At 61.5% G+C, this 18,998-nt stretch carries 15 protein-coding genes; 9 read left to right on the top strand and 6 right to left on the bottom strand.

What is annotated here, in order from left to right; all coding sequences use genetic code 11:
- Positions 1 to 210: 210 nt before the first annotated feature.
- The 9 genes from ureG to BLS13_RS16100 all read left to right on the top strand — a co-directional run bounded on the left by ureG (position 211) and on the right by BLS13_RS16100 (position 13,959).
- Positions 211 to 846: an urease accessory protein UreG gene (ureG, locus tag BLS13_RS16140; RefSeq protein WP_093453653.1), complete on the top strand. Its 636-nt coding sequence runs from the start codon at positions 211 to 213 to the stop codon at positions 844 to 846.
- Positions 843 to 1,412, top strand: coding sequence for a HupE/UreJ family protein (locus tag BLS13_RS16135; RefSeq protein WP_093453652.1), 570 nt, complete (start codon positions 843 to 845; stop codon positions 1,410 to 1,412). Before ureG ends, BLS13_RS16135 begins: the two co-directional genes overlap by 4 nt.
- Complete coding sequence (locus BLS13_RS16130) at positions 1,400 to 4,567, top strand: hybrid sensor histidine kinase/response regulator (RefSeq protein WP_256325929.1); 3,168 nt, start codon at positions 1,400 to 1,402, stop codon at positions 4,565 to 4,567. Before BLS13_RS16135 ends, BLS13_RS16130 begins: the two co-directional genes overlap by 13 nt.
- Positions 4,564 to 5,481 carry a response regulator transcription factor gene (locus BLS13_RS16125; protein ID WP_093453651.1) on the top strand — a complete coding sequence of 306 codons (918 nt, stop codon included), beginning with the start codon at positions 4,564 to 4,566 and terminating at the stop codon, positions 5,479 to 5,481. The genes BLS13_RS16130 and BLS13_RS16125 overlap by 4 nt, the downstream gene beginning before the upstream one ends.
- A gap of 221 nt (positions 5,482 to 5,702) precedes the next feature.
- Positions 5,703 to 7,964, top strand: coding sequence for a putative bifunctional diguanylate cyclase/phosphodiesterase (locus tag BLS13_RS16120; protein WP_093453650.1), 2,262 nt, complete (start codon positions 5,703 to 5,705; stop codon positions 7,962 to 7,964).
- 166 nt (positions 7,965 to 8,130) lie between these two features.
- Complete coding sequence (locus tag BLS13_RS16115) at positions 8,131 to 10,062, top strand: alpha/beta hydrolase family protein (protein ID WP_176943632.1); 1,932 nt, start codon at positions 8,131 to 8,133, stop codon at positions 10,060 to 10,062.
- A gap of 385 nt (positions 10,063 to 10,447) precedes the next feature.
- On the top strand, positions 10,448 to 11,668 hold the full coding sequence (locus BLS13_RS16110; RefSeq protein ID WP_093453648.1) for a CaiB/BaiF CoA transferase family protein: 1,221 nt from the start codon (positions 10,448 to 10,450) through the stop codon (positions 11,666 to 11,668).
- A gap of 35 nt (positions 11,669 to 11,703) precedes the next feature.
- A complete protein-coding gene (locus tag BLS13_RS16105; protein ID WP_093453647.1) occupies positions 11,704 to 12,699 on the top strand; it encodes an amidohydrolase family protein in 996 nt (331 codons plus the stop codon).
- Positions 12,700 to 12,729: 30 nt separating this feature from the next.
- The gene (locus BLS13_RS16100; protein WP_176943631.1) at positions 12,730 to 13,959 is read left to right on the top strand and encodes an MFS transporter; all 1,230 of its coding nucleotides are present in this window, start codon (positions 12,730 to 12,732) and stop codon (positions 13,957 to 13,959) included.
- A 134-nt stretch (positions 13,960 to 14,093) separates the two neighbouring features.
- Here BLS13_RS16100 and BLS13_RS16095 read toward each other — a convergent pair whose 3' ends face one another.
- From BLS13_RS16095 to tmk, 6 genes are read right to left on the bottom strand one after another with little or no spacing between them, the layout of a single operon-like run.
- Positions 14,094 to 14,273 (bottom strand): hypothetical protein, encoded by a 180-nt coding sequence (locus tag BLS13_RS16095; RefSeq protein WP_093453645.1) that lies wholly within the window; start codon positions 14,271 to 14,273, stop codon positions 14,094 to 14,096.
- Positions 14,264 to 15,028 (bottom strand): MBL fold metallo-hydrolase, encoded by a 765-nt coding sequence (locus BLS13_RS16090; RefSeq protein WP_093453644.1) that lies wholly within the window; start codon positions 15,026 to 15,028, stop codon positions 14,264 to 14,266. The genes BLS13_RS16095 and BLS13_RS16090 overlap by 10 nt, the downstream gene beginning before the upstream one ends.
- Entirely contained in the window at positions 15,025 to 15,801 is a 777-nt protein-coding gene (locus tag BLS13_RS16085; RefSeq protein ID WP_093453643.1) for a TatD family hydrolase, read from the bottom strand. The genes BLS13_RS16090 and BLS13_RS16085 overlap by 4 nt, the downstream gene beginning before the upstream one ends.
- On the bottom strand, positions 15,801 to 17,357 hold the full coding sequence (gene metG / locus BLS13_RS16080; protein ID WP_093453642.1) for a methionine--tRNA ligase: 1,557 nt from the start codon (positions 17,355 to 17,357) through the stop codon (positions 15,801 to 15,803). Before metG ends, BLS13_RS16085 begins: the two co-directional genes overlap by 1 nt.
- 7 nt (positions 17,358 to 17,364) lie before the next feature.
- Positions 17,365 to 18,354 (bottom strand): DNA polymerase III subunit delta', encoded by a 990-nt coding sequence (locus BLS13_RS16075; protein ID WP_093453641.1) that lies wholly within the window; start codon positions 18,352 to 18,354, stop codon positions 17,365 to 17,367.
- On the bottom strand, positions 18,351 to 18,974 hold the full coding sequence (gene tmk, locus BLS13_RS16070) for a dTMP kinase (protein ID WP_093453639.1): 624 nt from the start codon (positions 18,972 to 18,974) through the stop codon (positions 18,351 to 18,353). Before tmk ends, BLS13_RS16075 begins: the two co-directional genes overlap by 4 nt.
- Between the last annotated feature and the right edge of the window lie 24 nt (positions 18,975 to 18,998).

Raw genomic sequence — 18,998 nt, 5'->3', positions numbered from 1 at the left:
TCTCGTTCCTCCCCGAGCTTGGTCGGGGAGGGGGACCGCCCGCGTAGCGGGGGGTGGTGGGGTAATCCCGACCTTTCATCCTCGACGTCTTCGCGCATCCTATCGTTGCGCCGGCCCCTCCACCATCCTTCGGATGGTCCCCCTCCCCAAGCAAGCTCGTGGAGGAATTGGCGCCGTCCAGATGATTGCTCCTGAGGGGAGGCCCGCAGCATGAGCGAACGCATGTCTCCGCTGCGTATTGGCATCGGCGGGCCGGTCGGCTCGGGCAAGACCGCCTTGATGGATGCGCTGTGCAAATATTTCCGTGACGATTACGATATCGCCGCGATTACCAACGATATCTACACGCGCGAGGATGCCGAATTCCTGACGCGGGCAGGGTCGCTGCCACCCGAACGCATATTGGGGGTTGAGACCGGCGGCTGCCCCCATACGGCGATCCGCGAGGATGCGTCGATCAACCTCGCTGCGGTCAACCAGTTGCACAAGGCGTTTCCGGCGCTCGACCTGATCCTGATCGAAAGCGGCGGTGACAATCTGGCGGCGACATTCAGCCCCGAGCTCGCCGATCTGACGATCTACGTCATCGATGTCTCGGCCGGCGACAAGATCCCGCGTAAGGGCGGCCCCGGGATCACGCGATCGGACATGCTCGTGATCAACAAGATCGACCTCGCGCCGTTCGTCGGCGCCAGCCTCGAAGTGATGGACCGCGATGCGAAGAAGATGCGCGGCGAGCGGCCATTCGTGTTCACCAATATCCGCGCAGGCACAGGCGTTGCCGAGATCGCACGGTTCATCACAATCACCGGCGGCCTGCCCGCCGTGCAGGAGAAACTGACATGACGAAGGCAGGAGCCCTAAGACTTTTACCGCACACCCTGTTGGCGCTGGCAACGCCGGCCTTCGCGCATCCCAGCCATGCGACCGGCTTTGCGGGCGGTATGCTCCATCCGATGACCGGCATCGATCACCTGTTGGCGATGCTGATGGTGGGCTTATGGTCGGGCTTGTGCCTCGGCCGGTATAGGTGGACCGGTCCGGCGGCTTTCGTCACGTTCATGCTGGCAGGCTTCACTTATGGAGCGGCGGGCGGAGCGCTTCCGATCGCCGAAGGCATCATCCTCGCCTCCTTGATCGGACTAAGCGGGCTGCTGATATTCCAGGTGAAGCTGCCAGTCGCGGCGTCGGCCGGGCTTATCGGGCTGTTTGCCATCGGCCATGGCTTTGCCCATGGTAGCGCTATGCATGGCAGCGGACATGACTATGCCTTTGCGACGGGCCTGATCACCACCACGATCCTGCTTCATGCCACGGGCATCGGCCTGTCGCGATTTGCCGGGCGCCGGATCGGGCAGGCGACGGGTCTGTTCGCCACCGTTACCGCCGCTGCCCTCATGTGGCCGGCCTGAACATCCGACCATCTCTGCCGGCGCCGAAACGCGCCGCCGATCCGGCGCAGATCCGCCGGCAGCGGATCGTGCGTACCCGGCGGCAATATAATCAGTGGGTCGGCAACGAGACGCTCGAAGATTATGCGCTGCGCTTCACGGCGTTGAAGGCGCGGCGCTGGTCGGCATGGTGGGTGGCGAACGCCGCCTTAGGTTCGATTGCCTTCCTCGCCTGCGAGGCGATCGGGGCGACCGTCACGATCAACTACGGATTCGCCAACACGACGTTGGGGCTGTTGATTGCAGGCATCGTATTCCTGCTCGCCGGCCTGCCGATCTGCTTCTACGGCACGCGCTACGGCGTCGACATGGACCTGCTGACCCGTGGCGCCGGTTTTGGATATCTTGGGTCGACAATCACCTCGGCGGTCTATGCGTCCTTCACCTTCATCCTGTTCGCGATCGAAGCGGTCATATTGTCGGCGGCGCTCAACCTGTGCTTCGGCCTGCCGCTGCCGATCGGGCATATCATCAGCGCGATGATCATCGTGCCGATCGCAGCCTATGGATTCCGGCGGATAAGCCAGGTCCAGAACTGGACGCAGCCCATTTGGTTGATATTGCAGCTCGCGCCGTTGGCTTATGTGGCAACACAGGGAAGGGCGGCGATCGCGCTGTGGACCGGCTATGCTGGCCAGAGCGGAGGGCTCAATCTGATCAGCCTCGGTATCGTGCTGTCCGTATTCCTGTCGTTGCTGCCCCAGATTGGCGAACAGGTGGACTATCTGCGCTTCCTGCCGCCGCGCGAAAAGATCGGGCGGTTCGCATGGTGGACGGCCTTGCTGTCGACGGGGCCGGGGTGGATCGTGATGGGCGGGCTCAAGATCCTGATCGGATCGTGCCTGGCCGTGCTGGCGCTATCGCTGGGCTTGTCCCGGCTCGATGCATCGAACCCGACGATGCTCTATTTTCTGGTGTTTGGCGGGCTGCTCCACTCACCGATGACGGCGGTGGTGCTGACCGGGCTGTTCGTCGCGATCTGCCAGATCAAGATCAACTCGACCAACGCCTATGCCGGGTCGATCGCATCGTCCAACTTCTTCTCGCGGCTGACCCACCGCCATCCGGGGCGCGTGATCTGGCTGATATTCAACGTGCTGATCTCGCTGATGCTGATGGAGGGCGGCATCCAGACGGTGGTCGAGCGGGTGCTTGCGCTCTACAGCAATTTTGCGGTCGCGTGGTTCGGCGCGGTGACGGCTGATCTGGTGATCAGCAAGCCTCTGGGTCTCAGCCCCAAAGGGATAGAGTTTCGCCGCGCTTATCTCTACGACATCAACCCGGTTGGCGTCGGCGCGATGGCGTTGTCGCTGATCGTCTCGACCTCCTGTTTTGCGGGCCTTTTCGGTGTTCTGCCCGGCGTTTTTTCGCCACTGATCGGCATGGCGGCGGCATTCGTAGCGGCGCCACTGATCGCCTGGAGCACCGGCGGACGATATTATATCGCGCGCGAGGCCGAGGTTTTCACCGGCAAGACGGAGGTGCGCTGCACGGTCTGCGAAACGATGTTCGAGCCGCCGGACATGGCGCATTGCCCGGTCTATCAGGGGCCGATCTGTTCGCTTTGCTGCACGCTCGAGGCGCGCTGTCACGATGCGTGCAAGGTCGAGGCGCGGGTGGTGGAGCAGGGGACGGCGGTTCTCAACCGCTTCCTGCCGCGCGCGTTGACCAATGCCGCCTACGGTCGGCTCGTGCGGTTCGTGATGCTCTATACGGTGGTCGCGGGCGCGATCGGCATATTGCTGACGTTGGTCTTCTATCAGCAGTCGCATAGCGGGATCGATCTCGCCGTTCTGCGATCGGTGCTGCAGGTGGTCTTTGCCTGTTTGCTGGTGCTGGCGGCCTTCGTCGCCTGGTATTTCGTGCTTGCGCAGGAAAGCCAGCGCGCGGCGGAGGAGGAAACCGACAGGCAGACGATGATGCTGATCGAGGAGATCGAGGCGCATCGCCAGACCGATGCGGAGCTGCAGCGTGCCAAGGAGATCGCGGAGGCCGCCAATCTCGCCAAAAGCCGCTACATCGTCGGCGTCAGCCATGAGATACGATCGCCGCTCAACACGATCTCCGGCTATGCGCAATTGCTCGAGCGCAACCCAGGGCAGCATGTGGGTGACGCCGTCCGCGTGATCCGCCGCAGCGCGAGCCATCTTGTCAATCTGGTCGACGGGCTGCTCGATATTTCGCGGATCGAGAATGGATCGCTGCGCATCGAGCGTAACCGGGTCAACCTGCTCGAACTGCTCGACCAGATCGTCGACATGTTCCGGCTGCAGGCCGCCGCGAAAGGGATCGGGTTCGAATATGACCGGGCGGCGCGATTGCCGGTGCATGTCTTCACCGACGAAAAACGGTTGCGCCAGATCCTGATCAACCTGATTTCGAACGCGATCAAATATACCCCGATGGGGACGGCCTCGCTGATCGTGCGCTGGCGCGATCCGGTGGCCGAATTCGAGGTCGCCGATACCGGGGTCGGCATTGCCGAAACCGATCTCCAAAGAATCTTCGAACCATTCGAACGGATCGGCAGTGTCAGCGGCGCGCCGGGCATCGGGCTTGGCCTCACCATTACGCGCCTCCTCACCGAAATCATGGGCGCCGAACTGACCGTCGACAGCCGGCCGGGCGCCGGCAGTACGTTTCGCGTGAAGATGTTCTTCTCGGACGCCCCGGCAAATGTGGGCGCTGCGGCGTCAGCGCGGACGATTGCCGGCTATCACGGAGCACGTCGCCGGATTCTCGTCACCGACGACGATCCGCAGCATCTGGAAATGGTGCGGGCGGTCCTCGGGCCGCTGGGCTTCGATCTCTCTTTTGCCGATGGAGCTACAGCCTGCCTGGCGGCGTATAGGCTCGCGCCGCCCGATCTCGTGATGCTCGACATCGCGATGCCGGGTCGTGATGGCTGGGCGGTCGCACGCGAACTGCGCCGCGATTATGGCGACGATCCGGTCATCCTGATGGTTTCGGCGAACGTCCATGATTTCCAGCGCAGCCGGCGCGAGGATGATCCGCATGATGACTTCCTGACCAAGCCGTTTGAGTTCGATGCGATGGTCGAACGCATCGGCACGTTGCTGGGGCTGGCGTGGGTTTATGGAGCCGCTGCATCATGACCACTTCATCAGCCCCAACCGAGCACAGATTGATCCTCATCGCTGACGATGATCCCGATGCCCGAGCCCTGCTGCACGACACGTTGAGCGCGTCGGGTTTCGCGGTGATCGCGGCGTGCGATGGGGCAGGCGCGCTACGCCTTCTTGCTGATGTCGTCCCTGATTTGATCGTGCTCGATGCGATGATGCCAGAGCCTGACGGGTTTGAAACCTGTCGCCGGATCAAGGCACAGTCCCATCTCGCCGCGGTCCCCGTCATCTTCATGACGGGGCTGAGCGATAGCGAGCATGTCATCATGGGTCTGCGCGCGGGCGGTGTGGATTATGTGACAAAGCCGGTGATGCTGGACGAACTGGTCGCCCGCATCCATGTCCACATCGCGAATGCGCGGCTGATGCGCAGCATGCACGAAGCGCTCGATGCGACCGGCCGCAGGCTGATCGCCACTGACGGCGAGGGGCGAATTCGCTGGTCGACCCCGCTTGCCGCCAGATTGCTGGCGGCGTTGCCGCCAGACACGGGGAAGGCAATCGGCTTGCAGGTGGGCCGGATGATCGAAGCGGCGCGGGCTTCGGCCGATCGGCAGGCGGTAAGAGTCGGCGTAGCGCCCTGTCAGATCGAGATCAGTCATCTCGGCCATGCTTCGGGGGATGAGCATTTCTTTCGCATCGCCGAAGTTCGCGAAGGCCTGGAAGCCGAGATTTTGCGGACCGCCCTGAACCTCACGCCACGCGAAAGCGATGTGCTGTTCTGGATCGCGCAGGGCAAATCAAACCGCGATGCCAGCGAGATCATGAATATCAGTGCCCGCACGGTTAACAAGCATCTCGAACAGATATTCATCAAGCTGGGTGTGGAAAATCGCGCTGCAGCGGCCGCAATTGCGACACGGGTTATTGCGCTGCAGCAATGATGCGGGCGATGGCCGCGATCATCAATATTGTACGAATTTTTCGGGTTCGGGGCGCTATATGTCCCTGATAGGGACGGGTGGCCATTTGACTGCCGCATTGGCAGCTATACACAGCAGCGCTACAGATCATGCGCAGCCGTTTAACCATTCGTTAAGAGTTTCGTTGGAAAAGACGGCTTAGCTGGTTAAGATTTCCTTGCGTAGCGTGAAGGGGGAAGGTCATGCGGTGGCCAGCATTCCAACGGCCTGCCTCATCCTTTGGAGTCAGATTCCTTGCACCGTTGATCGGTGTGACGCTTGCCGCCATCATGATTGCCAGCCTGGGATTATATTGGTCGACCAGCAGCAGCGACGCCGTTTCGGTCCAGCGGCAAATCCGGACAACCCGCCTCGCAATCAGTACCGCCATTGATGACCTCGCTCTGCAGCAGGAAACGGTCGCGGTATGGGATGAAACCGCGCAGATGTTGACTAAGCCTCGGCCAAATCAGACATGGTTGCGCGATAATGTCTCATTATGGCTGAATCATCTTTTCAATCATGATGAAGTTTTCATTCTGGACGGTCTCGATCGCCCGATCCACGCCGGTGCCAATGGCAGTACCGTGCCCCTGGATCGCTACGCGCATCTGGCCCTAACGCTCGAACCGGTGATCGCCGCCGTAAGAGGGCGCACCAACGAACCGAATGGCCGGCATGACCGCCTGCCCAATCGCCGGCTCGCCTCAGACAATTCGGTCCATACCACGTCGCGCAGTAATCATGCGTCCCGCCTGTTGCTGATCGCAGGTCGCCCTGCTGCCGTCAGTGCTATGCTGATCCGGCCCTCGACGCCGGGCTTTGTCACCTTCCACGGGCCTGAGCCCATCCTTGTCAGCATTCGTTACCTCGATACCAGCTTTCTGACCTCCCTGTCCGAGCGGAACCTGGTGGCAGCTCCCCGTTTTTCGCTGGCGCCAGCAGTCCATTCTGGCGAACAGGAGGTGTCGCTGCGTGAGGAAAACGGTTCGGCTTTAGGCTATATCATCTGGCGTCCGGAGCTTCCGGGAACAGCAATTCTGACAATGCTCGCCCCTGCTACGATGGTGGCGGTTGCCTTGATCGTCATGATGATGACCCTGCTTGCGCGCTGGCTGATCGGCACGACCCGCAGCCTCGAACAGACGATGCTCGAACTTCGCGCGAGCGAAGCCCATGCCCGGCATCTGGCCATGCATGACGTGCTGACCGGATTGCCCAACCGGGCGCTGTTCGACATCCGTCTCGGCGAAGCACTGGCGACAATGGGCGAGGATGCCGAGTTCGCGTTGCTGGCGCTCGACCTCGACAGGTTCAAGAATGTCAACGATACGCTCGGTCACCTCGCCGGTGATCGCTTGATCAGGCAGTTTGCCGAACGGTTACAGACCATCGCTCCAATGGATTCGACGATGGCAAGGCTGGGGGGCGATGAATTTGCGTTGCTGGTTCCTGTCACCAGTCGCGACACGCTCGAACGCATCTGCAGGCATATCCTGGATGCTGTCCAGGCACCGTTCGATGTCGGTTCGAGCCGCGCATTCGTTGGCGTGAGTATCGGTGTGGTTCGTGCACCGGCCGATGGAACGGATCGCGCAGAATTGCTTCGAAAGGCTGATATCGCGCTGTACAATGCCAAAAATGACGGCCGAAACTGCTATCGCTTCTTCAGTCCGGAGATGGGCAGGGCGGTTCAGAATCGCGGCGCGACCGAAGATGAGCTGCGCATGGCCTTAGGGCGACCAGGCGAACTGGCAGTGCATTATCAGGTCCAGGTGCACGCTTCGACGGGGGCGGTTGCCGGTTTCGAAGCGCTCGTACGGTGGCATCATCCCCGGCGAGGGCTAATCGGACCCGATCATTTCATTGCGATCGCCGAAGAAGCGGGCCTGATCGATGAGCTTGGCGAATGGGTGTTGAGCGAAGCCTGCGCCGTCTCATTATCTTATCCCGATCTTTATATCGGTGTGAATCTGTCACCTGCGCAATTTCGTTCGCCAGACTTTGCGGACCGGGTGATCGATATCATACTGGCCAGCGGAGCGGCTCCGGGGGCGATCGAGCTTGAAGTCACCGAGGGGCTGCTGCTTGAGGACTGCTCGATCAGCCACAGCGCGTTGAAGAAGCTTCGCGATTTCGGCATGCGTATCGTACTGGACGATTTCGGCACCGGCTATTCGAGTTTGAACTACCTGCGCAGCTTTGCCGTGGACAAGATCAAGATCGATAAGAATTTCGTTGCGGGCGTAGCCAGTAACCGGGAATCCGGAGCAATCGCCCAGGCGGTAATCACGCTGGGCCATGCGATGGGGCTGAAGGTTACCGCCGAGGGCGTCGAAACCGAAGCCCAACGCCTATTTCTGGCGAATGCTGGCTGCGATATCATGCAGGGCCATCTCTTCGGACCATCCTGCGCGGAGGAGGATCTCGCCAGGCCGAGCGATCCGATGCTGGCGGTTGTATGAGCGCAGCGCAGGGGCTCGTACTGGAACTCCGATAAAGACCAAGCGCTTCCCGAGATAGATCGGCTCCATCTAAAGAAAATCGCTATTTACGTCGGGCAAGAATCGGATATCTCCAGAATATAAAGAATATTCGGGGGAGAGACAGGTGCTGTTACGGAAGATGTGTGTGCTTGCGTTGCTTTCGCTGAACGCGCTGAATCTGTCATCGGTCGGAATGGCAGCCACACCATCGCTTGAAATCTACGGAAAGCTGCCGGGGTTCGAGAGGGCCGCGATCTCCGCCTCTGGCGACCATATCGCGCTGATCGGCACCGTGGGCGCGGACCGAAGGATCCTCATTTTAGACAAAAATATGGAACCCGTATCGGTCAGGCCGCTGGGCGACGCGAAGGTGCGCGGGCTATACTGGGCCGGTGATTCCTCGGTGCTCGTGGAAAAGTCGGTCACGGCCAAACTCGCGCCCGGCGAATTTACCACCGAAAAGGCCGAGCTGGCGGCAATGATTGTCATCCCTTTGGACGGCGGCAAGATGTGGTCGGTGTTCGAGCGTAGCGACACGATTACCGGCGGTATCGCCGGCTATCATGGCGTTGCCGAACATGACGGCAAATGGTTCGGCTATTTCGGCGGCATCACTTTTGAAGATAGCAAAATGGGTGGCTATCTCATCAGTACCAAGCCGGTGCTCTATGAAGTGGATCTGAGCACTCAGCATATCCGCAAGATCGCCGCGCGAACCGAACAGGGGAGTCGGCGAAACTGGCTGATTGGCCCGAACGGAGGAGTCAGCGCGACCTTCGATCTGGGCGAAAACGGCCGCTGGACCATTGTCAACGCAAAGGCGCAGGGGATTGCGTCGGGCACGAACCCGCTGGGAACGACAGGACTCATCGGATTTGGCTCAAACTCGGACACCCTCCTTTATTTCGACCAGCCCAAGGATGACACGAACAACCATTGGTATCAGATTCCGCTGGCCGGTGGTTCGCCGCAGGAGGTATTTCAGGACGTCGCGATCAGGGCAACGATTTCAGATAGCCGCACGCGCACCCTGGCGGGTTATGAGATAGAGGGTGATGTACCGGCCTATCGCCTGTTCAACGCACGGCAGCAGAAAATCATCGACGCGACGCAAAAGGCATTTCCCGGTCTTGCCATCGATCTCATCGACTGGAACGACGCCTTCGATCGCCTGATCGTGAAGACCGATGGGGTGGGCGATCCGGGCACATGGTGGCTGGTCGATATCAAGACCGGAGATGCGAAGGTGCTCGGCATATCCTATGCCTTACATGCCGCCGATGTCGCCCCGATGAAGATGATCCGTTACAAGGCCGGGGACGGGATGGACATCAGTGCGGTGCTGACCTTGCCGCCCGGCCGGCCGGCAAAGAATCTGCCCGTCATCGTCTTTCCGCACGGCGGCCCCGCCGCGCGTGATTATCCCGGCTTTGACTGGTGGGCGCAGGCTTTCGCATCGCGCGGCTATGCTGTGCTCCAGCCCAATTTTCGCGGATCGTCGGGCTATGGTGTCGCGTTCGAAAAGGCAGGGCACGGCGAATGGGGCGGCAAGATGCAATCGGACCTGTCCGATGGACTTGCCCAACTTGTGAAGGACGGTATCGCCGACCCGAAGCGCGCCTGCATCATGGGCGCGAGCTATGGCGGCTATGCCGCGCTGGCCGGCGTGACCTTGCAACAAGGCATCTATCGTTGCGCCGTAGCGGTGGCAGGCGTGAGCAATGTGGGCAAGATGGCTTCAACCGACATCGATGAGAGCGCCGACAATCGGATGACGATCCGCGGAATCAAAGACGAGATCGGCTCAGGCCGCGACTTGGCGAAGGTCTCGCCGATCCGCTTCATCGACAAGGTCGCGGCACCAATCCTTCTCATCCATGGCAAGGACGATACGGTCGTCGCTTATGAACAGAGCAAGGATATGGCCAGCGCCTTGCTTGCGGCAGGCAAGACGGTGGAATTCATAACCCTGCCGAACGAGGATCACTGGCTATCGAAAAGCGAGACCCGTCTTGCGATGCTGAAGGCGGCGATCGCCTTTGTGGAGAAATATAATCCTTCGGATACTTCCCCGTAAGATGCCGCAGCAAAGAGCCAGCTCCACAGGTGATGCTCGCGGCGTACCCGATCCAGCATAGCCGGTTTGATTTTCGCATGCCCCTATGAGTTTCAGTTATGGGACATGCCGTATCGGTAAGCGCACCATGCTCTTCCAACGGGCACAATAAGCCCGAGGATGAAGATCACATGGGAGTGTGATCACACGTCAAATCGCCGAGCGCAGGCGGATGACGCGGAAATATCAGCATCGGAGAGGGTCTGTGCGTCATTCTGTCAATCAGAACCGTCCGGTCGTAGCCAGCGCCGGCTACGGCAACGTTCATTACGGTCGGCCGCGCATATGAGGCTTCGGGCCACGCGACAGCTATGGCGCATGATGCATAATCCGAAAGGAGGCACCGGTGTATGACGTTCTGAAAGGCGTCCGGGTCGTCGAGATAGGCTCGTTCGTGTTCGTCCCGCTGGCCACTGCCGTGCTGGCAGACTGGGGGGCGGAGGTCATCAAGATCGAGCACCCCCGTACCGGCGATCCGTATCGCGGGCTGGTGACGGCGGGCATGACCTCGCAGGTCGACGACATCAATATCAGCTTCCAATATGCCAATCGCGGCAAGCGTTCGATCGGGCTTGATCTGGGCAAGCCCGAAGGCCGTGCGATGCTCGATATGTTGCTGGCGCAGGCAGACGTGTTCGTTACCAACCTGCGGCCGGCGGTGCGTTCGCGCCTGCGGCTTGGCGTTGAGGATATCCGCAAGGCCAATCCGAACATCGTCTATGTCCGAGGCGCTGGGTACGCCCAAAAAGGGGCGCAAGCGGATACGGCGGCCCTCGACGGCACCGCATATTGGGCGAGGGCAGGGGTGTCCGCGGCCCTGACCCCGCCGGGGTCGGAGTGGCCGCTGAATCAGCGTCCGGCCTTTGGCGACGTCATGTGCGCGATGACGCTCGCAGGCGGGATTGCCGCCGCGCTTTACCGGCGCGCGGCGGAGGGCAAGCCATCGATCGTCGATGTCGCGCTGATGAATGTCGGCATGTGGCAGATCCAGCGCGACATTCTGAGCGCGCCGTTCGAGCGCGCCGATCTCACACAGCGCGCGGTAGGCCGCACCGAGCGCAATCCGCTTACCAACGCGTATCGCACGCAGGACGGCCGCTTCATCACCCTGGCGATCGTCAACCCGGATTCCTACTGGGCGGAGCTCTGCCGGGTCATCGGCCGCCCCGAGCTGGTCGACGATGCGCGTTTCGTCAATGCGAAGGCGCGGCGGGCGAATGTCGAGGCGTGCGTCGCGATACTCGACGCGGTGTTCGGTGCGCAAAACTTCGATTACTGGCGCAAGGCCCTGGCCGGCTTTTCGGGCGCGTGGGCGCCGGTCCAGCGCCCGGCCGAACTTCACGCCGATCCGGAGGCACGCGATAACGGCTTCTTCACCGAATTGGCATTCGACGACGGGCGGAAGCTGGATGTCGTGTCGAGCCCGGTGACCTTCGACGAGTTTTCAGGGCCACGGCAGATGCCGGCGGCCCCTGAGGTCGGCCAGCACACCGAGGAGATCCTGCTCGAGCTCGGTTGCAGTTGGGAGGAGATCGAGACCCTCAAGGATAAAGGCGCCATCACATGACCGGTCTGGCCACTAGCGCCCGCAGGTCGCCCTGAATGGAGGCATCGCGCCATTCATGGCATAGTCTCGTTCGGGAGGTGCCGGTCGATGCCCGGCGTCCGATCATCGACGCGCACCACCATTTGTGGCGTGAGGGGGAGGGGCCACACGCGGGCCCTGCCTATCTCCACGGCCAGCTTCTGAGCGATATTGCGGCGCACAACGTAATCGGCACGATGTACGTCGAGAGCGGCGCCGATATGCGAAGCGACCGACCGGATGAGATGCGCGGGGTCGAGGAAACCCGGTTCGCGGCGTGCATCGCGGCGCGTTCTGTCGCGACCCGTGCGCCGATTCTCGGCATTGTTGCAGCCGCCGATCTCAGGTTGGGCGAAAGGGTGGGCGATGTGCTCGATGCGCATATGGAGGCGGGCCAGGGGCGGTTTCGCGGAATCCGCCACCGTCACGACAAAAGCGGCACCGGGGCGGCTTATAGTCCTTTGACCGACGCTTCAGTGTTGCCGGCGCTCAAACTGCTGGGTAAACGGAATTATAGCTTCGACGCCTTCGCGCTGTTTTCGCAATTGGGCAATCTCACCAAACTGGTGCGGTCCGTCCCCGACACACAGTTCATCCTCCTCCACATCGGCTTGCCGCTGACGAGCGGCGCCTTCGGTGTTCGTGAAGACGTGCTGCTCGCCTGGCGGCAGGGAATGATGGAGGCAGCCCATTGCCCGAACCTCGCGCTCAAGCTTGGCGGCATCGGCATGGATAGCCTGTACGGCACGGGCTGGTCGACACGCGCTCTGCCGCCCACGTCAGATGACGTTGCGGCCTGGTGGAGCGACGATATCCGCTTTTGCATCGACACGTTCGGGCCATCGCGCTGCATGTTCGAATCGAACTTCCCGGTCGATGGCGAAGGCGTTGGCTACACGGTGCTCTGGAACGCTTTTCAAAAGATCGCCGCCCCTTATTCGGACAGCGAGCAGGATGCCCTGTTTGCCGGGACCGCGATTCAATATTATCGGCTTGGCGGCTTGCCCGCATGACAAACCATAATCGCATCAAAGGGAGGGCGTGTGTCCTATAGCAACGAGTTCCGTTCATATTGGAGGCAGCTTCTGGGGGCGAGTATCGGTGTTTCGAGCGGGATAACACTCAACTTCTTCACCCTGAGCGTCTTCGGCCCCCGGTTGATCGCGGATTTGCATTGGACGAAAGCGCAGTTCGCCCTGATCGGTTCGATATCGATTTTCTCCGTTTTTGTCCTGCCGATTGCCGGAACGCTGGTCGACCGCTTTGGAACGCGCCGCACCGCATCGGTGGGTTTCATGGCCGTGCCGCTGGGTTTCATCGCCTTGTCGATGATGAGCGGAAGCATCTATCAGTTCCTCGCGATCAACCTTGTGATGAGCTGGCTTGGCCTGCTGACATCCGGGCTGGTGTTTTGCCGGGTGGTCGTCGACCGCTTTGACAAGGCTCGCGGCATTGCGCTCTCGCTGATGATGAGCGCTTCGCCGCTGGCGGGAGCGATCGTCCCCCAGGTGATCGCGCCCTTTATCGCGGCGCATGGCTGGCGCAGCGCGTATCTGTTGCTCGCGCTGATTTCGGTAATCGGCGGCGTGATGGCAATCATGCTGGTCGGCCCGACTTTGCACGCGCCTGCGGAACCGGCACGCACCGATGGCACCAAATCCGATGGGACGCTGACCAGATTGAAGGCCATCGCTTGCAACCCCGTCTTCATCCTGCTGATGGCCGGGATGTTCCTGGTCAATATGCCCAGGACCTTCACCACAAGTCAGCTCAAGATCGTTGTGCTGGATTACGGCTTTACCGACGCGATCGGCACGTCAGTCGTTTCGGTTTATGCGATCGGCACGATCTTCGGGCGCTGCGTTTCGGGGCTCGCGCTTGATCGGCTGCCCACGCACCTTGTCGCGCTGATCATATTGTCGATAGCGGCGACAGGTTATCTGTATTTCCTGTTCCCGCTGCCGAACACGGCCTTGCTGATGTCCGCCGTGTTCGTCATGGGCCTCGCCTTTGGCTGCGAATTCGACATTGGCGCTTATCTGATTTCCAGGAATTTTCCGGTCAGGGACTTCAGCAAGCTGTACGCGACGATGGATATCATGCTTGGGGCAGGTGCCGCGGTGGGATCGCTGATATTGAGCGCGTTGCTCAAGGAGACGTCGGGCTACCACAGCTTCATGGTCGTGGCGACAATCGGCACGCTTGTTGGCGCCGTGTTGCTCGGCCTGACAGGACGGATCCGCAAGCGATCGGACGCGCCGGTGGCGGGCTGATGCTGGCGCAATAATCGGCGCGCTTCAGGATCCCTTGTGTAAATGGAGCTATACCGAGGGTGAGGTCGCCAGGTCGATCGCGCCCTCTCGTCCATCTCTTAGTTTGATAATATATATTATGTTAAATCGACATATCATCGATGCTGGAACGTCATCACCACAACGGTGATGAACACGACAATCCCCACCCAGACCAGCGACATCCGAAGGAACCGGCCCTTCGGCATTTTCTCGCTCACCAGACGATGGATCAGCATCAGCAATATCAGTGAGATGCCGATCAGGCCCGCGATCTGGTCGCTGCTTATGCCCATGCTTCGAGACCGTCCTGGCCCGGTTCGACACCGACCGGAAGTTTTGCGGCCAACCCGCGATAGTCGAGCGACTGGTCCATATGCGTGAGGATTGCGCGCGCCGGCTTGCAGGCATGGATCGCGTCGAGGGTCATTGCCAGATGCGGATGGGTTGGATGCGGCCGCTCGCGCAAGGCATCGACCACCCAGATGTCGACACCGGCGAACAAGGCGATCATGCCCGGTGTTACCATATGAAAATCAGTGGAATAGCCGATAGACTTGCCATCATGATCAAAGCGCAGGCCCGAACTGTAGATATTGCCATGCGGCTGCGCGACCGATCGGACGCGGATGTCGCCGATCATCATGTCGCCATGCAGGATCTGCCTGTCGATGGTCGCCGGATAGCCGTCACGACCGAAAAAGGCATAAGCAAAACGCTCGGCCAGCATGTCCATCGTTTCCCGCGCGCCATAGCCCGCCACCGGTTCGCCTTTGGCGTGGAAGAGCTGCCGCAGGTCATCGATACCGTGGCAATGATCGGCATGGTCATGCGTCCAGATCACCGCATCGACCCGGTCGATATCGGCAGCGAGCAGCTGCTCGCGCATGTCCGGCGACGTATCGACGAGGATGCGGGTCGTATCGGTTGCAACGATGATCGATGCGCGGGTGCGTCGGTTGCGCGGATCGGCGGGATCGCAGGCCCCCCAGTCATTGCCGATCCGGGGCACGCCGGACGACGTGCCGCAACCCAGCACGCGGAGCTTCACGGCTTCGCTTTCGTGAAGAGATTGAAGAAGTTGTCGGTCGTTATTCGCGCCAGATCGGCAGTCGGCATGGCCAGCTCGTTGGCCAGAAACCGCGCCGTATCGGCAACGAAAGCCGGTTCGCAAGGCTTGCCGCGGTTCGGGATCGGCGCAAGAAATGGCGAGTCTGTTTCGACCAGCAGCCGATCATGCGGGATCATCCGGGCGGTGTCGCGCAGATCGCCCGCGTTCTTGAAGGTCACGATCCCCGACAGCGAGATATAAAGGCCGAGATCGAGCATCTTGCGCGCCAGATCGGTGGAGGCCGTGAAGCAATGCAGGACGCCGGTGAACGCCCCCTTCCCCATTTCCTCGCCGAGGATCGCGGCCGTGTCGGCCTCGGCCTCACGGCTATGCACGATCAACGGCAGGCCGGTTTCGCGCGCGGCGGCGATATGGCGGCGGAAGCTCGCGCGCTGGCGATCACGATCGGACTTGTCGTAGAAGAAATCGAGCCCGGTCTCACCGATGCCGATCACCTTCGGATGGCGCGACTTTTCGACCAGCATCGCGGTTTCGATGTCTTCATGGGTATCGGCATCGTGCGGATGGATGCCAACGCTCGCCCATACGTCGGGTTCGCGCTCGGCCGTGCCGATCACTGCATCCCATTCGGCGGCGCGGGTCGAGATGTTGAGCATCGTCGACACGCCGGCGGCGCGGGCATTGGCGAGCACCTCCGCCTGCCGCTCGACGAGCTTGGGGTAATTGAGGTGGCAATGGCTGTCGACGAACATCAGCCGGCGACCTCAAGCTCCAGGCGCGGGAATAGCGGAACCGGTTGCGACACCCGAAAGCCTGATGCGCGCAGGCGATCGTACCAGAATGTGTCTTCGAGCGCTTTGAAATCGCGCTCGTCGGTCGTGATACCCATCTGGTCGAGCAGCTTTCCGGCCGAAGCCGGGATGATCGGCTGGATCGCGATCGCAAGATCGCGGATCGCGCAAAACAGCACGCCGAGCACGGTCTTCATCCGTTCTGGATCGCTCTTGCGCAACGCCCATGGCGCCTGGGCATCGACATATTGGTTGCACGCGAACACGGCGCGCATCCACGCTTCGATCCCGACCGAGAAGGCGAATTGCTCAAACGCGCGCGGCAGTTCGTCGAGCACCGCGCCGGCGACCGTCCGGACCAGCGCTGCATCATCATCATTGCGATCGAGCGCCGGCAACTCGCCGTCGAGATTCTTGAAGATCATCGACAGGGTCCGCTGCGCGAGATTGCCGAAGCTGTTTGCGAGTTCAGAATTCGAACGATTTACAATAGCTTCATGGCTATAGCTCCCATCCTGTCCGAAGCTGACTTCGCGCATCAGGAAATAGCGGAGCTGATCGACGCCATAGGCTTCGGCCATGCCGACCGGATCAACGACATTGCCGACCGACTTCGACATCTTCTCGCCGCGGTTGAGCAGGAAGCCATGCCCGAACACCTGCTTCGGCAATGCAATCCCCGCCGACATCAGGAAGGCCGGCCAATAGACGGTGTGGAAGCGCACGATATCCTTGCCGATGATGTGGACATTCGCCGGCCAGTAACGCGCGAACAATCCGTCGAGGTCCGGATAGCCGAGCCCGGTGATATAATTGGTGAGCGCGTCGACCCACACATACATGACATGGCCGGGACTACCCGGCACCGGCACGCCCCAATCGAAGCTGGTCCGCGACATCGACAGATCGGACAGGCCGCCGGACACGAAGCTAACAATCTCGTTGCGCCGGCTTTCCGGGCGGATGAAATCGGGCTGATCGCGATAGAGCGCGAGCAAAGGTTCCTGATATTTGGACAGTTTGAAGAACCAGCTTTCCTCGGCCGTCCATTCGACGGGCGTGCCCTGGGGCGACAGCTTCACGCCGCCATCGCCTTCGATCAGTTCTTTCTCGTCGTAAAATGCCTCGTCGCGGACCGAATACCAGCCCTCGTAGCGATCGAGATAGAGATCGCCATTTGCCTCCAATGCGCGCCAGATCGCCTGGCTCGCGGCATAATGATCGGCCTCGCTGGTGCGAATGAAGCGATCATAGGAGATGTTCAAGGCATCATCCATCACCTTGAAATATCCCGACATCTCATCAGCGAGTTCGCGCGGGGTAATATCGCGCGTGCGCGCGGCCTGCGCCATCTTCAGGCCATGTTCGTCGGTACCGGTCTGGAAGCGGACGTCGCGGCCCATCGCCCGCTGGAAGCGCGCGATCGCGTCTGCGGCGATCGCTTCATAAGCGTGGCCGATATGCGGCCGCCCATTGGGGTAGCTGATGGCGGTGGTGATATAAAATGGCTCTGACATGATGATGTCAGGCTTTAACGCTCCCGGTGGCGGGGGCAAGCCTTGCGAGCATTGTTGCGAGTTCGAATACCGTCGTGGGCTGATCGAGCGACAGATGGACTGCGCTTTCGCCGATCTTGCGCGCCTCTGCCCACAGATCGATCGCTGTAGCCAGCGCGGCCCCCGATCGGCGCTTCGCTTCTGCGGCGATCCGCGCCGGCGCGCGCTCGAGAAAGGCTTCGTAGCGCGCCTGTACCGCCTTGGTGCCCAACTGCTTCGCGAGCGACGAGCGCAGGGCATTGGTGGGATCGCCCTGCTCCACCAGCCGATCGATCGCGGCGTCGAGCGCTGCAATTTCGAGGCCGGCGAACCGCAGCGCCCTGCCCGGAGCCCCCTCGCCCACCCGCACCAGCGCCTCGATCTCGTCGGAAGGCTCGTCGGGCAGCTTGTCCTGCAGCACGCGCGTCATCTCGCGTGGAGACAGTCCGCCGAACCGCAGCAGCCGACAGCGCGAGCGGATCGTCGGCAGCAGCCGGCCGGGGGCATGGCTGATCAGAAAAAATGTCGTTCCTGCAGGGGGTTCCTCGAGATTCTTGAGCAAGGCATTGGCCGCCGGCCGTTCGAGATCGTCGATCGCATCGATGATCACGACGCGGCGCGGCGAAAAGCCCGGGGTCGTGTTGAACAGGCTTTGCAGGCCGCGGACCTGGTCGATGCTGATCGAGCGGGCCAGATCGTCGCTCTTGTCGCGGGGCAGCCGCATCAGCACGCGCAGATCGGGATGGCTCCCCTGCTCGATGAAATTGGCAATACGATGGCCGAACGGCAGGTCGAACCCGGGCAGATCGAACTCCGGCCCGGCCGAACTTGCCAGCAGCCACGTTGCCGCCGCCATCGCAAATCCAGCTTTGCCCACTCCTTCTGGGCCTGCGAGCAACCAGGCGTGGTGGAGCCGATCGGACAAGGCCGCCTCGCGAAATGCCGCGATCTGCGCATCCTGGCCAAGCATTCGGCTCATAACAGGTCGGCGATGGCGGCGATCAGCCGGTTGGTCACCGCCTCGGGCGCGCCGACCGCGTCGATCCGCCGGAATCGATCGGGTTCGGCCGCGGCGAGTCGATCGAAACTGTCAGCCACGCGCGCATGATAGGCATCCTCGCGACCACCGATGCGATCGGCGCCGTCGCGATCACGCGCGGCCGCCCGGGCCACGGCATCGCCGGCCGGAAGGGCCAGCAACAGCGTGCGATCGGGCAGATAGCCCCCGCTGCCGATGCCATGCAGCGTACGGATTGCCTCTTCGCCCAACCCGTCGGCACCGCCCTGATAGGCGATCGAACTGTCGAGATAGCGATCGGAGAGCACCCATTTGCCGGCCGTCACCGCCGGCCCGATCGTCCGCGCGACATGATCGGCGCGGGCGGCCGCGAACAGCAAGGCTTCGGTGGGCGCGGTCCAGCGATCGCCCGCCCCTTCGAGCAGCAGGCGGCGGATTGCCTCAGCGCCCGCGCTTCCCCCCGGTTCGCGGGTTTCGATCACGTCGATCCCGCGAGCGCGCAGAGCCTCCGCGAGCCGTCGCACCTGCGTCGACTTGCCGACCCCTTCGCCACCTTCGAGACTGATGAAGCGCCCGCTCATAAGCCTGCCGCGGCGCCGTTTCCG

The sequence above is a fragment of the Sphingomonas sp. YR710 genome, assembly GCF_900101455.1.
GTDB lineage: Bacteria > Pseudomonadota > Alphaproteobacteria > Sphingomonadales > Sphingomonadaceae > Rhizorhabdus.
Note: the sequence above shows the minus strand (reverse complement) of the source record. Positions and strands in the feature narration are given on the sequence as shown.

Bases quoted from the DNA above. Each gene is read 5' to 3' on its own strand.
- BLS13_RS16125 (WP_093453651.1), top strand. From the start codon at position 4,564: ATGACCACTTCATCAGCCCCAACCGAGCACAGATTGATCCTCATCGCT.
- BLS13_RS16075 (WP_093453641.1), bottom strand. From the start codon at position 18,354: ATGAGCCGAATGCTTGGCCAGGATGCGCAGATCGCGGCATTTCGCGAG.
- BLS13_RS16120 (WP_093453650.1), top strand. From the start codon at position 5,703: ATGCGGTGGCCAGCATTCCAACGGCCTGCCTCATCCTTTGGAGTCAGA.
- tmk (WP_093453639.1), bottom strand. From the start codon at position 18,974: ATGAGCGGGCGCTTCATCAGTCTCGAAGGTGGCGAAGGGGTCGGCAAG.
- metG (WP_093453642.1), bottom strand. From the start codon at position 17,357: ATGTCAGAGCCATTTTATATCACCACCGCCATCAGCTACCCCAATGGG.
- BLS13_RS16135 (WP_093453652.1), top strand. From the start codon at position 843: ATGACGAAGGCAGGAGCCCTAAGACTTTTACCGCACACCCTGTTGGCG.
- BLS13_RS16095 (WP_093453645.1), bottom strand. From the start codon at position 14,273: ATGGGCATAAGCAGCGACCAGATCGCGGGCCTGATCGGCATCTCACTG.
- BLS13_RS16105 (WP_093453647.1), top strand. From the start codon at position 11,704: ATGGAGGCATCGCGCCATTCATGGCATAGTCTCGTTCGGGAGGTGCCG.
- BLS13_RS16085 (WP_093453643.1), bottom strand. From the start codon at position 15,801: ATGTTCGTCGACAGCCATTGCCACCTCAATTACCCCAAGCTCGTCGAG.
- ureG (WP_093453653.1), top strand. From the start codon at position 211: ATGAGCGAACGCATGTCTCCGCTGCGTATTGGCATCGGCGGGCCGGTC.